The organism is Chlamydia psittaci 6BC (assembly GCF_000204255.1).
Lineage (GTDB): Bacteria > Chlamydiota > Chlamydiia > Chlamydiales > Chlamydiaceae > Chlamydia > Chlamydia psittaci.
Window position 1 is genome coordinate 449,770 of the sequence record NC_017287.1, and the last position, 15,584, is coordinate 465,353.

The following is a 15,584-nucleotide window of genomic DNA, read 5'->3' on the forward strand; positions in this document are numbered from 1 at the left end:
ATCTCTAATTTATACTTGTGTTTAGTGACTTATAGTTTTCATGCAAAATACTGTAGATTTTGATTATTTTGGTCTTAGCGATATAGGGATGGTTCGCTCCCGAAACGAGGATTTTTGGCAGGTAAATCTTTCTTTGAGAGCTGTTGCTATTGCAGATGGCATGGGAGGATGCTCTGGAGGAGATGTCGCTTCTCATGAAGCGATTTTCAGTCTCATGGAGTTGATAGATGCTCGACAACCCTACTTAGCTGAGTTTAAAGATGATCAATATCGCGAGGCACTTAAGGTTATCCTTTCCGAAGTTAATGGTACGATTTATGAGCATAGTCTCATGGAAACACGGCTTCGCGGCATGGGAACAACATTAAGCTTTATGCAGTTTTTTCGAGAAAAAGCCTGGTTACTCCATGTTGGAGATAGCCGGATTTATCGTTTGAGGGGTGATGAGCTGGCTTGTTTAACAGAAGATCATTCCCTAGCAAATCAGTTAAAAAATCGTTATGGACTTTCTAAACAATCAGATAAGGTGTATCCTTATCGTCATATTCTGACTAATGTTTTGGGAAGTCGTCCCTATGTTACCCCTGATATTCGGGATATTTCTTACGAGAAAGAAGATTTATTTGTCTTTTGCTCTGACGGTTTGACAAATATGGTTTCCGATGCAGATATAAGGGATATTTTACTTCAAACTACGACTTTAGAAGAGGGTGGGAATATTTTAATTTCTCTAGCAAATAGTCGTGGGGGATCCGACAACGTTACCATAGTGTTAGTCCGAATACAATAGTATCCGTCTTAAGGAACTTTGTAATGATTTATCTGGATAATAACGCTATGGCTTCCTTAGAGCCAGGGCTTTTAGATTTTCTACAGCAACTGTTTTGTCAGGGCATTTATGCGAATCCTTCAAGCGTCCATAGTGCCGGAAAGAAATCTCGAAAACTCATTCATGACACGACAAGTGTAATTCAGAAAGTTCTGTCTTTTCCTGGAAAGGTAATCTATACGGCAAGTGCTACAGAAAGTTTGAATCTTGCTATTGCTAGCCTTCCTAAAGGAAGTCATGTCATTACCTGTAGTGGTGAACATCCGGCGATTATCGAGCCTTTAAAACATGCGAATCTTTCCGTTTCATATTTAGATCCTGAACAAGGAAGCTGCGTAGTTAGTCCTCAGCAAGTAGAAGCTGCTATCCTCCCAACGACTTCAGCTATTGTTTTAGGTTGGGTAAATAGCGAAATTGGTGCAAAAATCAATATAGAGGCAATTGCACGTATCGCTAACGAACGTAATTTACAATTTATTGTAGATGCTACAGCAATTATAGGTCGAGAGAAGGTGAGTATTCCTAAAGGCGTGACTATGGTTGCCTTCAGTGGGCATAAGTTTCATGCTCTCTCAGGAATAGGCGCTCTTCTTGTCTCTTCAGGAGTGAAGATTTCTCCTTTAATTTGGGGTGGTGGTCAGCAAGGAGGAGTGCGTTCCGGAACAGAGAATCTCTGGGGTATAGCTTCGCTGTTTTATATTTTTACCATGTTAGATAAGAAGCAGGAAGAAATAGCCGAAAGCATTGTAAATTATCGGAATTACTTTGAAAAACGTCTGAAAGAACATCTTCCTGAGATTAAAATTCATTGTGAGCATCAACCTCGGGTAAATAATATCTCCGCTATAGCTTTCCCTCCTTTAGAGGGTGAGGTAATGCAAATAGCTTTAGACGTGGAAGGTATAGCCTGTGGCTACGGTTCTGCATGTTCTTCTGGAGCGACTACAGCTTTTAAATCCCTAGTTGCTATGAACATGGAACAGGATATTGCTGTAGCCACGTTAAGGTTTTCTTTCTCTCATTTGTTATCTCAGGAAGATCTTGAGTTGGCTATAGAGAAGATTGTGAAGGTAGTTACGCGATTAAAAAGTGCTTGGTAAGACCTACGAGAGCAGATTCTTAATAGAGACGCTTTTAATGCCATATAATGACACTTCTTTAACTTCTAAAAGAAGGTTATCCGTAATTACCGATGTTCCAATTTCAGCAGGGGTATCTAGCAATTGTAACACTAATTGGGCTAGGGTTTCTACTCCATAACGTGTAAGTTCAATACCTAACTCTTTTTGTAGGTCTTCTAAGGGCGTATTTCCAGGGCATGTTCTTTCTATTACAGAGACGGTTTTAGGTTTTAGTTGAGCAATGTTGGTCGTATTAAATAGGATGTTAAAAATCGCACTTAAACTAAGAATTCCCATAGGTTCTCCAGAGGAATTCAAAACAACAGCAACACTAGAACGATTATCCCTAAACTCTTTTAAGATACGTATTAATTTAGATTTTGCTGTAATGAACCACGGTGAATGGAGGTTGTGAATTAAAGCGTCATCAGGGCGTTTGTTTACAAAATCTTTGGGAAGCGCTATCCCTATCACATTTTTACGTACCTTGTGATAGACAGGGATAAATTCCATGTCAGTATTTTTAATCTTACGGCGTAAATCTTTCACATTTGCTGTAGAAGGCAACATCGTTACTTGGTCTAAAGGAAGACATACTTGCTCTGCGGACGTTGCACTCAAAGAGAAAATATTCGTCGCAATCACATTAAAGTCTTGTTCTTCATGATGTGTTTCTAAGGCTTTCTGAAATTCATCACGACTTAATGTGGAGTTCAGTTTTTCTTTTTTGATTTTTAACAGGTAATACACTCCTTCAGTGAGACTACCTATAAACTGAATTAAGGGATAAAACACATAGTGGGAGTAATATAAGATGGGGGCACCCCAAAGTGCTAGTCTCTCAGGAACTTTACGTGATATCGTTAACGGAAGAAGTTCAGCAAAAATGACTACAAGGAAAATCTGAGTAAATGGAGCATAATCAGGGGAAAAACCTAAAGCTTTATAACAGTTCCTCGAGGATTCAGAGCCTACTTGAAGCGCTATATTCACACCGAGCATTACCGTTCCGAATAGGCGGTAAGGACGGCGAATAAGAAAATTAATATAACGAGCTTTTTTGTGGTCTTTGGTTAAATAATATTGCAGGCGCACGCGATTGAAAGAAACGCAAGCCATTTCCATCATGGAATAAAATCCCTGAAGGACAATGCATAGAAAATTAATTCCAAGCCAAAAGAAAGGAGAGTCAGTCATGCATTTTCCTTATATAGACTCGGCGTATGCGATTCGGCGCAGCATCCAAAACTTGAAACATAAGATTATTCCAAGTGATCTTTGTTCCTGTGATGGGAATGGATTCCATCTGCTCAGTTAACCACCCTCCTAAAGTCGCACTATTGTTATGAGTGGGAAGATTAATATTAAAAATCTCACTAAGGTCACTTAACTCTAAAGTTCCTGCAGCAATAATAACATCTTTCCCAGACATTGTATAAAGAACTTTTTCACTTCGTTGATCTATGATTTCTCCTGAAACAATTTCAAACAAGTCTTCTTGAGTAATCAACCCTTCAATAGAACCATATTCATCAATAATCATACCGAGAGTTTCACCTTCAGCAGCAAGATGACATAAGGCAGTTTTTGCTGATATCGTTTCAGGCATGTAGTAAGGCTTTTTCAATAAGGGTAAAAGGTCTTCGGAAGACTGCAAAGGCTTGCCGTGGAGTAGCAAAGCTTTTGCTGTACAGATGCCTAATAAATTTTGCAAATTATCATTGCATACGGGAACTCGTGAGCAATGCTGTTCAGAAAATAGATCGTAGAGATTATCTAGGGGCGTTTGAATGTCGTAGAATAACACATCTTGTCGGGGTTTCATGCGCTCTTTTACACTACAATCACTAAGAGATAAATAACCATACAGTAGACGGCTTTCATCTTGGTTGACAACACCGAAGTCCTTACAACTTTGTAAAACTTCTTTCAACTCTTGAGGTTGGATAATATCCGTTTTCTGAGACGAAAGAATCCATTGTACAACATAATTAATCCCGCTAATCGCCCAATAAAGTAACGGCCGAAGAACTTTAGTAAATACTAAAATCAAAGGAGCGACAAAAGAGGCGATCTGTGTGTTATAAGGTAGAGCTACAGCTTTGGGTAAAATCTCACAAAGAACTAAAGTTAGCGCTAGGGGAAAACCGACAATAAGTAACCAAGATGCTTGATCTCCAACAAGTATAGCAACACAGTTTTGAATCCCAATATTTAAACCAATATCAAGAAAAATCAGAGTGATTAATAAATGATGGGGATGAGAGAGTAGCGAAGCTACTAACTGCTGGTTTTTATACCTAGAGCGCTTGTAGTGAGAAATTAAAGACGTAGGAAGAGAAAAAAGTGCGATCTGTGATAGCGAAATAAATCCAGAACATAGAGTGAAAAATATGATTAAAAGGATCAATGCAGTAGGAATCATGCCCGCTTCTCAATCTGTACTCTTCGATTCTATAACCGGAGAAAAACATATTTTAGTATAACCTTTAGGAATCAAGCCTAGTCTACGAATCAAAGCAGATTCAATCACTACAGGATTATCCCAGCATTGAATATGCAGTCGAAGCTCTTTTTGTTCTTCTTCAGCACAAAAAATTTTTTCTTGAAGTTCCGATACACGCTTTTGTAATCGACTCTCTTCTTGTTTTAACTCACGAATAGCACGATCATACATAAACCCACTAATAAGCATGCAGAGGACTAACCACCAAGAGTTAACCACAATTTCTTCAAGGCATTTCTGCCAGTGAACTTTTTGCATAGTAAAACTTTAAACAAAAGGAACTGTAATTCCCTGCTGTTTTTGATATTTACCGTTTCTCTCAGCGTAAGACACTTCACATATCTCATCAGCTTCAAAGAACAATACCTGAGCAATTCCTTCATTGGCATAAATTTTTGCCGGTAAGGGGGTTGTGTTAGAAATTTCTATGGTAACGTAACCCTCCCATTCAGGTTCAAAAGGCGTTACATTAACAATAAGTCCGCAACGTGCATATGTAGATTTCCCTATACACATTGTTAAGACATTTCTTGGAATACGAAAATACTCTACACTATGAGCGAGAGCGAATGAATTCGGAGGAATGATACAAACATCATCAGTAATCGAAATAAATGTGTCTTCTGTAAAACGTTTAGGGTCAACTAAAGAATTGTAAACGTTAGTGAAAACTTTAAATTCTCGGGACAAACGAAGATCATAACCATAGCTAGATAAGCCATAGCTGATTAACTTTTCTCCAGTCTCTGGGTTGAGATTTACTTGACCATCAGCAAAAGGCTCGATCATTCCGTGAGCCAATGCCATTTTGCGAATCCATTTATCTTCTTTAATGCTCATTTAGAAACCTTAATATTTAGATTCTATAGAACGTTTTCGTAGTATTTTGACTTCATAGAACTATTCTTTCCTGCCATGCAGAAAATGCAGTTCTTTAATACAGTAATAGAATACATCTTTTGTCGGTATATGCAAATACCTAAAAAATTCAAAGGTCTTTTAACTTTTGAAACAACATCTCTAGTCTCTCTAAAAAACAAAGACATAGCGTTTGATACGACTCTACGGGATGTTAGATAATACCATAGGAAAAAGGCAAATCTTATTTTTCTTAAGATTTGTTTTATTGCTGATAAAGATTATAGTACTTTGCATAAGTTTCGTAGTTTTCGAGAGCATTGACTTTAATTAGTTGTGTTCAAAATTTTGTAAGCTATTGTTTTGAGTTTTTTCCTAAATGAGTTGTGTTGACTCTATAGAATGCGCATGAGTATAAGGACGTTGCTTGTGATGATCAAATGCGTGGTGAAAATTCGAAAAAAAACATAAGCTATGCTTCGCTTCGATCTGACTTCAAAGAAATCATACGCATAGGATTGGTGTAAATTTCTTAGAAGACAGAAATTCTTATCCTTTGTGAGACTAAAGGAAATACGGTAATATATGACACATCAAGTATCTGTCTTACACCAAGATAAAAAGTTCGATGTTTCTTTAAGACCTAAGGGTTTAAAAGAGTTTTGCGGCCAAGCTCAGCTTACAGAACGATTGGAGTTGTTTCTTAATGCCGCGATACAACGAGGAGAAGTTCCTGGGCATTGTCTTTTTTTTGGTCCTCCGGGATTGGGGAAAACCTCACTCGCTCATATTGTGGCGAACACAGTAGGGAAAGGACTGATTGTAGCTTCAGGCCCACAATTAGTTAAACCCTCCGATTTATTAGGATTGTTAACCAGTTTACAAGAAGGGGACGTTTTCTTTATTGATGAAATCCATCGTATGGGAAAGGTTGCTGAAGAGTATTTATATTCTGCAATGGAAGACTATAAGATTGACATCACCATTGATTCGGGTCCCGGTGCACGGTCTGTTTCTATAGATCTCGCTCCTTTTAGTTTGGTTGGAGCTACAACCCGCTCCGGAATGTTAAGTGAACCTCTCCGCGCACGTTTTTCTTTTACTGGCAGAGTGTCGTATTATTCCGACGAAGATTTAGCGACAATTCTTCGACGATCTTCAAATTTATTAGGGATTGATGCAGATCCTTCTGCTCTATACGAAATTGCACGAAGATCTAGAGGAACACCTAGGTTAGCCAATAACCTTTTGCGTTGGGTGCGTGATTTTGCACAGATGCGAGAGGGGAATTGCATCAATAGTGACGTAGCCGAAAAAGCTTTAGCTATGCTATTAATAGATGAGTGGGGATTAAATGAGATTGATATTAAACTCCTCACCACAATAATGGATTATTATCAGGGTGGTCCTGTAGGAATTAAAACTTTGTCAGTGGCCGTAGGAGAAGACATCAGAACCTTAGAAGATGTATATGAGCCTTTCTTAATTTTAAAAGGTTTATTAAAGAAAACATCTCGAGGGAGAATGGTTACCCAACTTGCCTATAATCATTTGAAAAGATGTTCAGATAATTTGCAGAGTTTAGGAGAAGAAAAGTGAAGATATTGAAGTACATCCTTTTAGGACTTTCCTTCAGTATGGGTGTAGCCGGGTACGCAGAAGTTAAGGTTTCTGATACTTTTGCGGTTCAACCTATTGTTTCTGAACCTAAAATTCGGGTTCTTCTTCTGAATGAAAGTACAACAGCCTTGATAGAAGCCAAAGCTCCTTATCGTCTTTATGGCGATAATACATTATTACAAACCTCGCCTCATGGTTTGCGTTGTGCAGCTCACGCACTTTATGGAGGAGTGCGCTGGGGAGAAAACTTCCCAGGAGTGCAATGTTTGAAAATAGAACCTATTGATGATTCTGCCTCATTATTTGTTAACGGACTACAGTATAAAGGGGCTCTATATATCCATAAGACAGATAAGCATTGTATTCTTGTAACTAATGAGCTTACTGTCGAAGAGTATCTTAAGTCCATTCTTTCTACAAAATATCTCAAGGAATTAGATAAAGAAGCTTTGTCCGCATGCGTAATCTTAGAAAGAACAGCTTTATATGAAAGGCTGCTCGCTAAAAATCCTCAGGACTTCTGGCATGTTACAGGAGATGAGGATAATTATTGTGGTTACGGAGCGACAAAACAATTTTATGGTGTTGAGGATGCTGTAGATTGGACGTCACGCTTGATTGTTGATAATCCTGAGGGATTAATTATTGATGCTGATGGCCTGCTCAAAGCTAACGTAGATCGTCTTGCTGTAGAAGGCTATAATGCACGCCAAATCCTCGAAAAATTCTATAAAGATGCTGATTTTGTAGTTATAGAATCCTGGAATGATGAAGCTAATGAAATGAGCTAGTGCTTGTCATCGGCATAGCTCATAGCAACTAGCATCATGTAAGAGTCTAAAGTGATTTTTTCTGGTAAGTACTGAGAAACAAAGCCAGAAGAGCTGTCAGCTATTTTTTGGTAAGGAATAAACTTCTCTCTTAAGTTTGGTAGATGTACTTCTATCTGCCCTTCTCCTGTATAGAACGCAGTAAATAAGCTATAGTGAGCATGTTTCAGTTCATAAGCTAAAAATTTGCCGGGGCTCCATTGTATAGGATTGGCAGTAGCATCCAGCCAAGTAATATTGTCTTGAGTAAGAAATCCTTGATTGAAGATTTCCTTATGCTTTTTTCTAAAGTGAATTGCATTACAGACAAAGTCTACAAGAGAGGAGTTGTTAGATAGTTCATCCCAAAGAAAATGGTTGGCATCAGTATCTAATGACCAGCGATTATTATTGCCCTTTGCTGTGTGGCCGTATTCATCTCCAGATTGTAACATGGGTATTCCTTGAGAAAGGAATAGGGTCAGTAAGAAATTACGCATTTGACGTTGCCGTAATTCTATGATCTGTGGATTTTGAGTTTCTCCTTCTTCTCCAAAATTATAACTGTAATTTGCATCACTTCCGTCGCAATTGCCTTCCTGATTTTCTTCGTTATGTTTGTTATTATAGGAAACCGTGTCGTACAAAGTGAAGCCATCATGGCTACAAATATAGTTAATGGAATTACAGGGAGATCCATAAGGATAGAGATCCTGAGATCCAGAAATTTTTGAAGCAAAAGTACCAATGAGCTGATCATTTCCATTTAGAAAAGCTTTTACTGTGTCTCGGTATTGGCCATTCCATTCGCTCCAACGTGAATTTAGAGTGGGGAAATAACCTAATTGATAGAGACCAGCAGCATCCCAAGGTTCGGCAATGATTTTCGTTTCAGCAAGGATAGGATCATAGCTAATAGCCTGTAAAATAGGGGAAAATGGAAGAGGTTTCCCCGAAGGATCACGTGAGAAGATAGAGGCAAGGTCAAAACGAAATCCATCCACGTGCATTTCCTGAACCCAATAACGTAAGGAATCCAAAATCAATTGCGTGGTGGGAGTGTGATTCGTATTTACCGTATTGCCACACCCTGAATAATTGGCAAACTCTCCTTGGGAATTCACTATGTAATAAGAAGGAAGATCTATCCACTGTAGAGGACAAGTTGTATTTTCTAATCCGGTATGATTGAAAACAACATCAAGAATGACTTCAATACCTGCTTGATGCAATGCTTTGACTAGAGTTTTGAATTCTCGGATAGGTGCACATGGATCCGACCCATAGGCATAGCGTCGACAAGGAGAAAAAAAATTTACTGGAGAATAACCCCAGTAGTTGCAAAGGTGGGGGAAATGCTCATTGCGAAAAGGATGATGTGTTTCATCAAATTCAAAAATAGGGAGCAGCTCAATAGCAGTAATTCCTAGCTTTTTTAGGTAATCTATTTTCTCCACAATCCCTAGGAAAGTTCCCGGATAACGTGACTTAGAAGAATTATTCCAAGTAAATGAGCGCACATGCATTTCATAAATGATTGATTCTTCTTTAGGTAAATTGAGACTACGATCTCCTTCCCAAGAAAACTCTTCATTTTTTAAATAACTAAAGGCATAGTCTCCAGGAGTTTTTGTAGACCCAAAAGTTTGTGGAGAACGAAGGTTTTTTGCATAAGGATCAGCAAGATATTTTTTAAAATCAAATCTGCCTAAAGAGCTTGTAGGACCATCTACACGAAAAGCATATGACCATAGATCTGAAATTCCTTCCACTTCTATGTGCCAGATGGCTCCTGTGCGGTTTTCTTTGCGAGACAAAACGATTTCTTGCGTATAGAAGTTTTTATCAGCAAGAACAAGTACAACTTGAGTGGCTTGTGAAGAAAATAACGCAAAACGATAACGGTCAGAAGAAAGCTGAGTCGCTCCCAAAGGTAGTGGAGAGCCTGGATAAAAACTAATTTTGCCCATTGCTAACCCGATAGCATAATGGGTTGAGAAACACAAGAAAGTTTTTGATTTCAAGTCTTTGAAATCGTTTACTAACAAATCTACAATATGTTAACTTAAAGAAGTAACAATTATCACAAGGAGATTCCCTCATGTCTAGGCAAAATGCTGAGGAAAATCTAAAAAATTTTGCTAAAGAACTAAAGCTACCTGACGTAGCTTTTGATCAGAATAATACGTGCATTTTGTTTGTTGACGGCGAATTTTCTCTTCACCTCACTTACGAAGAACATTCTGATCGTTTGTATGTGTACGCTCCCTTGTTAGACGGTTTGCCAGATAATACCCAAAGAAAGCTAGCTTTATATGAAAAGCTTTTAGAGGGATCTATGCTTGGCGGACAAATGGCTGGTGGTGGCGTTGGAGTTGCTACTAAGGAACAGCTCGTTTTAATGCATTGTGTTTTAGATATGAAATATGCTGAAACCAACCTTTTAAAAGCATTCGCTCAGTTGTTTATTGAAACTGTTGTGAAGTGGCGGACTGTTTGTGCTGATATTTGTGCAGGTAGGGAACCTTCCGTAGATACTATGCCTCAAATGCCTCAAACCGGTGGCGGAATGCAACCTCCTCCTACAGGAATTCGTGCGTAAAGCGTAACTTCATCCAGGGTGCGTCACGCGTTTTTTCTATATGGCAAAGACGCTCCTTGTTCTTAGCTAAGTTGCACAACTTTCTATAAATAAAAAGTTTTGAAGTCATTGCTAACTCCTTCCTTTTAGTTAAATCATTCTGTGATTTTGCATCATAGATAATCGTTTTCGTGTGCGAGGAAAATTCTCTTCGCCATTCTTTTTTTCGTTTTCCAATGACTCATATTGACGATATTATTTTGCAGATGTATAACACATTGTCTCGTGATATTAGCTTCTAAGACAAGCTGACCAAGCTGATATTGAGGTTTGGGTGATAGGCTATGCCCAACTAGATAGTAAAGAGACACTTTGTAGTAGCCCATGTGAAGAATACATCGTGCCTCTCGAATAAATTCCAGAGGAAAGTTTGAATTTATTGACAAAATTACAAGTGGCGAGATTTTTTCAATTTTGTGTTATGTGTGAACGTCTTTAGCTATATCCTTGAGGTATTTTACAGAAGCCTTATTGGAGTTCTAATCTTAAAAGTCGTTAGATTTCAATCTCTTAGGCTTGTCTGATTTTCACAATATTTACATAGCAACATAACCTCTGCTCGCTATAAGCAAGAGAGCATTAGCTCTAAGAAAATTCAATAGGTGATTATATGATGTTTGGTTATTTTGTCGGGTATTTAGGAGCAGATCCTGAAGAGAGAATGACTTCAAAAGGTAAACGTGTAGTTGTGTTGCGTCTAGGTGTGAAATCTCGCGTAGGAACCAAAGATGAAACCGTCTGGTGCAAATGTAATATTTGGCATAACCGTTACGATAAAATGCTCCCTTATTTAAAAAAAGGTTCAGGAGTAATTATTGCTGGAGATATTTCTGTAGAAAGTTACATGAGTAAAGATGGCACTCCTCAGTCTTCTTTGGTAATTAGTGTCGATACAATTAAGTTTAGTCCTTTTAGTAGAAGCGAAACTCGCTCTCCAGCAGCAGAGGATACTGTGTCTCACGTGTCTTATGACAATGTGTCTGTAGGGTTTGAGGGAGAGAGTTTGGATGCTGAAGCTATAGCAGATAAAGATATGTATGCTGGTTATGGTCAAGGTCAGCAATATATATCAGAAGATGTGCCTTTTTAGTGGCTAACGAAATAACGATTTTTATAAAGAGGTAATTGTGGTTCTATTTCACTCTCAAGCATCTTGTAATAAACGAGTTAAGGCTGATGCGATTGTTCTTCCTTTTTGGAAGGTTAAGGATAAGCCGAAATGCGCAGCTTCCATCGCAAAGGAATATGAATCACTTTATCGAGTTGCCTTGGATAGCTTCTCTGGAGAAAAAGGGGAAATCGAGTTTATCTATAATTCTGGTCAAGGTAAGGAAAAGCGTCTTTTAATTTTAGGATTAGGGAAGAATGAAGAGCTAACTTCTCAGGATGTTTTAGAGGCTTATGCTAAGGTAACACGCGCATTACGTAAGGCAAAATGCACAACAGTGAATGTTGTACTTCCTACAATTTCCGAGTTGCGTATTCCTGTGGAGGATTTCTTGACCAACCTGACTTCAGGAATCCTATCTTTGAACTATAATTACCCTAAGTATACTAAGGAAACGAAAAAGACAGATCCTTTGTTAACTAAGGTTACTGTATTAGGAATTGTACCTAAGATTGCTGATAGAATCTTTAGAAAAGAAGAAAGCATCTTCGAAGGCGTCTATCTGACACGAGACCTTGTAAATGGGAATGCAGATGAGGTAACTCCTGGAAAATTAGCAAATATTGCTAAAGGATTAGCTAAGGAATTCCCTAGTGTAGACGCTAAGGTTTTGAATAAGGATGCTATTCTTAAAGAAAAGATGGGGTTGTTGGCGGCTGTGGCTAAGGGCTCAGCTGTTGACCCGTGTTTTATTGTTTTAAGCTATCAAGGTAAGCCAAAATCGAAAGATCATACTGTGCTTATAGGCAAAGGTGTGACTTTTGATTCCGGGGGCTTAGACCTTAAACCCGGGAAAGCCATGTTGACTATGAAGGAAGATATGGCAGGAGCCGCTACAGTATTAGGTATTCTTTCGGGGGTTGCTGCTCTTGAGCTTCCTGTAAATGTTACCGCTCTTATTCCTGCTACAGAGAATGCTATAGATGCTGCCTCTTATAAGATGGGGGATGTGTACGTCGGGATGTCTGGACTATCAGTAGAGATTGGTAGTACGGATGCTGAGGGGCGTCTAATACTTGCTGATGCAATCACTTATGCTTTAAAATACTGCAAGCCTACGAGAATTATTGATTTTGCTACCCTAACAGGTGCGATGGTCGTATCTTTAGGTGAGGATGTTGCTGGTTTCTTCTCAAATAATGATGTATTAGCTCAAGATCTTTCCGAAGCTTCTGCTGAAACTAGCGAATCTTTATGGCGCTTGCCTCTTGTTGAAAAATATGACAAAGCTTTGCATTCCGATATTGCTGATATGAAAAATATTGGCAGTAACCGTGCAGGGGCTATTACAGCGGCACTTTTCTTAAAACGTTTTCTTGAAGATCAACCGGTGGCATGGGCTCATTTAGACATCGCGGGTACTGCATATCGTGAAAAAGATGAGGATGCTTATCCGAAATATGCTTCTGGTTTTGGTGTTCGTTGTCTTATTTATTACATAGAAAAGTTTTTATCTAAGTAACTGTTTTTTAAACTCCTTCTGATTTAATAACGCGAATTTGTTTTTAATTTATTAAAATAAATGCGCGTTTTATTAAAGTTTTTTCAATTTCCTGCCGATAAAAGGGGTAAGTAATTACCTGTCTAATTAGGGGAAATGAAAATGTTAGGAGTACAAAAAAAACGTAGCAGCAAGAAAACAGCTACTAAAGCTGTTCGTAAACCTGCTAGAAAGGCTACTGCTAAGAAGACTGCTACTAGAAAGCCTGCGGTTAGAAAGGCAGTTCGTAAAACAGTTGCTAAGAAAACTACCGCTCGCAAAACTGTTAGAAAAACGACAGTACGTAAGACTGTAGCTAAAAAAACGACTGCGAAGAAGGCTGCTACTAGAAAGCCTGCAGTTAAAAAGGCAGTTCGTAAGACAGCTGCTAAGAAGACTACTGTACGTAAGACTGTTAGAAAAACGACAGCACGCAAGACTGTAGCTAAAAAAGCTACTGCGAAGAAGACTGCTACTAGAAAGCCTGCGGTTAGAAAGACAGTTCGCAAAACAGTTGCTAAGAAGACTACCGCTCGCAAGCCTGCTGCTAGAAAAGCAGTAGCAAAACCTGCTATGTCATGCCACAAGCATCACAGACACACAGCTTCTTGCCAACGTGTATGCGCTTCTTCAGCAAAAAGACGCTGTGGTTCTAAAAGCCGTGTTCGCACAGCTCATGGCTGGCGTCAACAATTAATGAAACTCGTTGCTCGTTAGGAACTGATTTCATTAGGCGATGGTGAACGGTAAGAAGATAGAATAGATCTCTTACCGTTTTTTTTGTTTATACTGAGGATTCTATCGACTCTCTCTGTACAGTTAGATTCGTAATGGGTATAGTAAGTGTCTACCTTTATCTGTGCTAGGAGGTTTAGGAGATGCAAGACTATACTTGCTTCCAAGATTTTTCCAAATTCTACAAGGAAAAGGCTCCGCACCTCACAGTCATTGGCTCAAATTCTGAAGAAGATCGTCGAGTGTGTGTAGAATTGCTTGTTTCTGGGAAAGCTCAGGAAATCGACGCTTTGGGATTAACAATCAGTGACTTATCAAAATGGACGGAATCTTATGGGTTATTTGCCTCTAAAGAAGTTGTTTCCATTTTCCAAGCAGAGAAGCTATCCCCGCAAATGCGTGATTTTCTAGCTCGTTATGCTAGAAATCCTCATCCTCATCTTACCTTAATGTTATTCACCACTAAGCAGTCGTTTTTCCAGTCTTTGCGAAAGGAGCTTCCTTCTGCCGTGTTCCTATCGTTATTTGGTGAATGGCAGTCGGATATGGAGAAGCGTATGGCCACCCTCCTATCTCAAAAAGCTTCCCTTTTAGGAATTTCCTGTTCTTTAGCCTTGGCCTCAGTGTTTATTAAGAAATTTCCCCAAGCGGAGATGCATACGCTTCTTGGGGAATTTCATAAGTTGCTTTGCTGTTTAGGGGGAAAGCAAGTTCTAGAGTACAACGATATTGAAAACTTTGTTGTGAAACAAGAACAGGTATCTCTATGGAAATTACGCGATGCTGTACTTCAAAGGAATACTTCTGCAAGTCAGGCAATGCTTCAAGCTTTGTTGCATGAACATGGGGAAGAACCTCTGGGATTAATAGCTTTTCTTCGTGGGCAGTGTTTGTACGGATTGCGTAGTTTAGAAGAAGAAACGGGGGATAGGAAACATCGCTTTTTTATTGCCTATGGGAAAGAACGGCTCCACCAAGCTTTAAGTTATTTATTTTATGCTGAGAGTATTATTAAGAATAATACTCAAGATCCTATAATAGCCATGGAAACTTTGCTGATTAGGATGACAAGTACATGACTTTGTATATTTTCCCGAATACTTTAGGAAATCGACGCGTGGATCTTTTACCTGCGGGTATAAGTGAAGTTCTACCTAAACTCCAAGGTTTAATAGCAGAGAGCGACCGTGGTGGTCGTACCTTCCTGAGTTTATGGAAAGTTCAGGAAATACACAAGTTTCCTATAGCAGTATTAAGTAAGAACGCCCGGTCTGTAAAGGCATGGGATTTTTATCTTGAGCCTATTGTAAAAAAACAAGAAAACTGGGGATTGGTTTCTGACTCGGGTCTTCCTTGTATTGCCGATCCTGGAGCAGGACTGGTACGTCGTGCTCGTGATCTTAATTTACCTATTCAAGCATTTTCGGGTCCGTGTTCTATAACATTAGCGTTAATGTTATCCGGATTACCGGGGCAAAACTTTACTTTTTTAGGCTATCTTCCGCAAAACCCTAGGGAGAGAGAACGGTGTATAAAGAGTAGTGCTGGGAAACAACATACACAAATATGCATAGAAACACCCTACCGGAATGTCCATACATTTCAAGCATTATTAGAAGTTTTACCGGGTCATGCTGATCTATGCGTAGGCATCGACCTTACTGGTGATCAAGAATTTGTTTCTACACGATCTGTAGATACGTGGTTACAATCTAAAGATATCGATCAGGTAACTCAAAAAATTACAAAAACGCCTGCAATTTTTCTTTTCCATACTCCGAGATAATGAATGGAGAAATTAAAAGAGGAATCTTTGT

Annotated in this window: 15 protein-coding genes; 10 read left to right on the forward strand and 5 right to left on the reverse strand. The window is 38.9% G+C overall.

Translation table 11 applies throughout. The annotated features are described in order from the left end of the window. Window positions 1-40: 40 nt before the first annotated feature. Window positions 41-790, forward strand: coding sequence for a PP2C family protein-serine/threonine phosphatase (locus G5O_RS07155; RefSeq protein ID WP_013747351.1), 750 nt, complete (start codon window positions 41-43; stop codon window positions 788-790). A 23-nt stretch (window positions 791-813) separates the two neighbouring features. Further along, a complete protein-coding gene (locus tag G5O_RS07160; RefSeq protein WP_006343074.1) occupies window positions 814-1,929 on the forward strand; it encodes a cysteine desulfurase family protein in 1,116 nt (371 codons plus the stop codon). A 3-nt stretch (window positions 1,930-1,932) separates the two neighbouring features. Here the strand turns inward: G5O_RS07160 and G5O_RS07165 are convergent, their stop codons facing one another. From G5O_RS07165 to dcd, 4 genes are read right to left on the reverse strand one after another with little or no spacing between them, the layout of a single operon-like run. Further along, window positions 1,933-3,147: a CNNM domain-containing protein gene (locus tag G5O_RS07165; protein ID WP_013747352.1), complete on the reverse strand. Its 1,215-nt coding sequence runs from the start codon at window positions 3,145-3,147 to the stop codon at window positions 1,933-1,935. Then, a complete protein-coding gene (locus tag G5O_RS07170; RefSeq protein ID WP_006343076.1) occupies window positions 3,140-4,375 on the reverse strand; it encodes a hemolysin family protein in 1,236 nt (411 codons plus the stop codon). The genes G5O_RS07165 and G5O_RS07170 overlap by 8 nt, the downstream gene beginning before the upstream one ends. Before the next feature lie 9 nt (window positions 4,376-4,384). Next, window positions 4,385-4,714 carry a hypothetical protein gene (locus tag G5O_RS07175; RefSeq protein WP_013462647.1) on the reverse strand — a complete coding sequence of 110 codons (330 nt, stop codon included), beginning with the start codon at window positions 4,712-4,714 and terminating at the stop codon, window positions 4,385-4,387. 9 nt (window positions 4,715-4,723) lie between these two features. Continuing rightward, window positions 4,724-5,296 carry a dCTP deaminase gene (dcd, locus tag G5O_RS07180; RefSeq protein ID WP_006343078.1) on the reverse strand — a complete coding sequence of 191 codons (573 nt, stop codon included), beginning with the start codon at window positions 5,294-5,296 and terminating at the stop codon, window positions 4,724-4,726. A 603-nt stretch (window positions 5,297-5,899) separates the two neighbouring features. Between dcd and ruvB the strand changes: the two genes are divergently transcribed. Next, complete coding sequence (gene ruvB, locus G5O_RS07185) at window positions 5,900-6,913, forward strand: Holliday junction branch migration DNA helicase RuvB (RefSeq protein ID WP_006343079.1); 1,014 nt, start codon at window positions 5,900-5,902, stop codon at window positions 6,911-6,913. Next, window positions 6,910-7,725: a SpoIID/LytB domain-containing protein gene (locus G5O_RS07190; protein WP_013462648.1), complete on the forward strand. Its 816-nt coding sequence runs from the start codon at window positions 6,910-6,912 to the stop codon at window positions 7,723-7,725. Before ruvB ends, G5O_RS07190 begins: the two co-directional genes overlap by 4 nt. On the opposite strand, the gene G5O_RS07195 is transcribed toward G5O_RS07190, so the two are convergent. After that, a complete protein-coding gene (locus G5O_RS07195) occupies window positions 7,722-9,713 on the reverse strand; it encodes a glycogen debranching protein (RefSeq protein ID WP_006343081.1) in 1,992 nt (663 codons plus the stop codon). The genes G5O_RS07190 and G5O_RS07195 overlap by 4 nt on opposite strands. Window positions 9,714-9,844: 131 nt before the next feature. Between G5O_RS07195 and G5O_RS07200 the strand changes: the two genes are divergently transcribed. The 6 genes from G5O_RS07200 (at window position 9,845) to G5O_RS07230 (ending at window position 15,553) form a co-directional block, all read left to right on the forward strand. Further along, entirely contained in the window at window positions 9,845-10,345 is a 501-nt protein-coding gene (locus G5O_RS07200; protein WP_006343082.1) for a type III secretion chaperone Slc1, read from the forward strand. A gap of 649 nt (window positions 10,346-10,994) precedes the next feature. Continuing rightward, the gene (locus tag G5O_RS07210) at window positions 10,995-11,474 is read left to right on the forward strand and encodes a single-stranded DNA-binding protein (RefSeq protein ID WP_016894745.1); all 480 of its coding nucleotides are present in this window, start codon (window positions 10,995-10,997) and stop codon (window positions 11,472-11,474) included. Window positions 11,475-11,511: 37 nt separating this feature from the next. Next, the gene (locus G5O_RS07215; protein ID WP_006343085.1) at window positions 11,512-13,014 is read left to right on the forward strand and encodes a leucyl aminopeptidase; all 1,503 of its coding nucleotides are present in this window, start codon (window positions 11,512-11,514) and stop codon (window positions 13,012-13,014) included. A 141-nt stretch (window positions 13,015-13,155) separates the two neighbouring features. Next, on the forward strand, window positions 13,156-13,749 hold the full coding sequence (gene hctB, locus G5O_RS07220; RefSeq protein WP_006343086.1) for a histone H1-like DNA-binding protein Hc2: 594 nt from the start codon (window positions 13,156-13,158) through the stop codon (window positions 13,747-13,749). 161 nt (window positions 13,750-13,910) lie between these two features. Next, the gene (locus tag G5O_RS07225; protein ID WP_006343087.1) at window positions 13,911-14,846 is read left to right on the forward strand and encodes a DNA polymerase III subunit delta; all 936 of its coding nucleotides are present in this window, start codon (window positions 13,911-13,913) and stop codon (window positions 14,844-14,846) included. Then, complete coding sequence (locus G5O_RS07230) at window positions 14,843-15,553, forward strand: SAM-dependent methyltransferase (RefSeq protein ID WP_006343088.1); 711 nt, start codon at window positions 14,843-14,845, stop codon at window positions 15,551-15,553. The genes G5O_RS07225 and G5O_RS07230 overlap by 4 nt, the downstream gene beginning before the upstream one ends. Window positions 15,554-15,584: the final 31 nt, after the last annotated feature.

Coding starts and splice junctions, on each gene's coding strand:
- G5O_RS07155 (WP_013747351.1), top strand. CDS start 41: ATGCAAAATACTGTAGATTTTGATTATTTTGGTCTTAGCGATATAGGG.
- G5O_RS07160 (WP_006343074.1), top strand. CDS start 814: ATGATTTATCTGGATAATAACGCTATGGCTTCCTTAGAGCCAGGGCTT.
- G5O_RS07165 (WP_013747352.1), bottom strand. CDS start 3,147: ATGACTGACTCTCCTTTCTTTTGGCTTGGAATTAATTTTCTATGCATT.
- G5O_RS07170 (WP_006343076.1), bottom strand. CDS start 4,375: ATGATTCCTACTGCATTGATCCTTTTAATCATATTTTTCACTCTATGT.
- G5O_RS07175 (WP_013462647.1), bottom strand. CDS start 4,714: ATGCAAAAAGTTCACTGGCAGAAATGCCTTGAAGAAATTGTGGTTAAC.
- dcd (WP_006343078.1), bottom strand. CDS start 5,296: ATGAGCATTAAAGAAGATAAATGGATTCGCAAAATGGCATTGGCTCAC.
- ruvB (WP_006343079.1), top strand. CDS start 5,900: ATGACACATCAAGTATCTGTCTTACACCAAGATAAAAAGTTCGATGTT.
- G5O_RS07195 (WP_006343081.1), bottom strand. CDS start 9,713: ATGGGCAAAATTAGTTTTTATCCAGGCTCTCCACTACCTTTGGGAGCG.
- G5O_RS07200 (WP_006343082.1), top strand. CDS start 9,845: ATGTCTAGGCAAAATGCTGAGGAAAATCTAAAAAATTTTGCTAAAGAA.
- G5O_RS07210 (WP_016894745.1), top strand. CDS start 10,995: ATGATGTTTGGTTATTTTGTCGGGTATTTAGGAGCAGATCCTGAAGAG.
- hctB (WP_006343086.1), top strand. CDS start 13,156: ATGTTAGGAGTACAAAAAAAACGTAGCAGCAAGAAAACAGCTACTAAA.
- G5O_RS07225 (WP_006343087.1), top strand. CDS start 13,911: ATGCAAGACTATACTTGCTTCCAAGATTTTTCCAAATTCTACAAGGAA.
- G5O_RS07230 (WP_006343088.1), top strand. CDS start 14,843: ATGACTTTGTATATTTTCCCGAATACTTTAGGAAATCGACGCGTGGAT.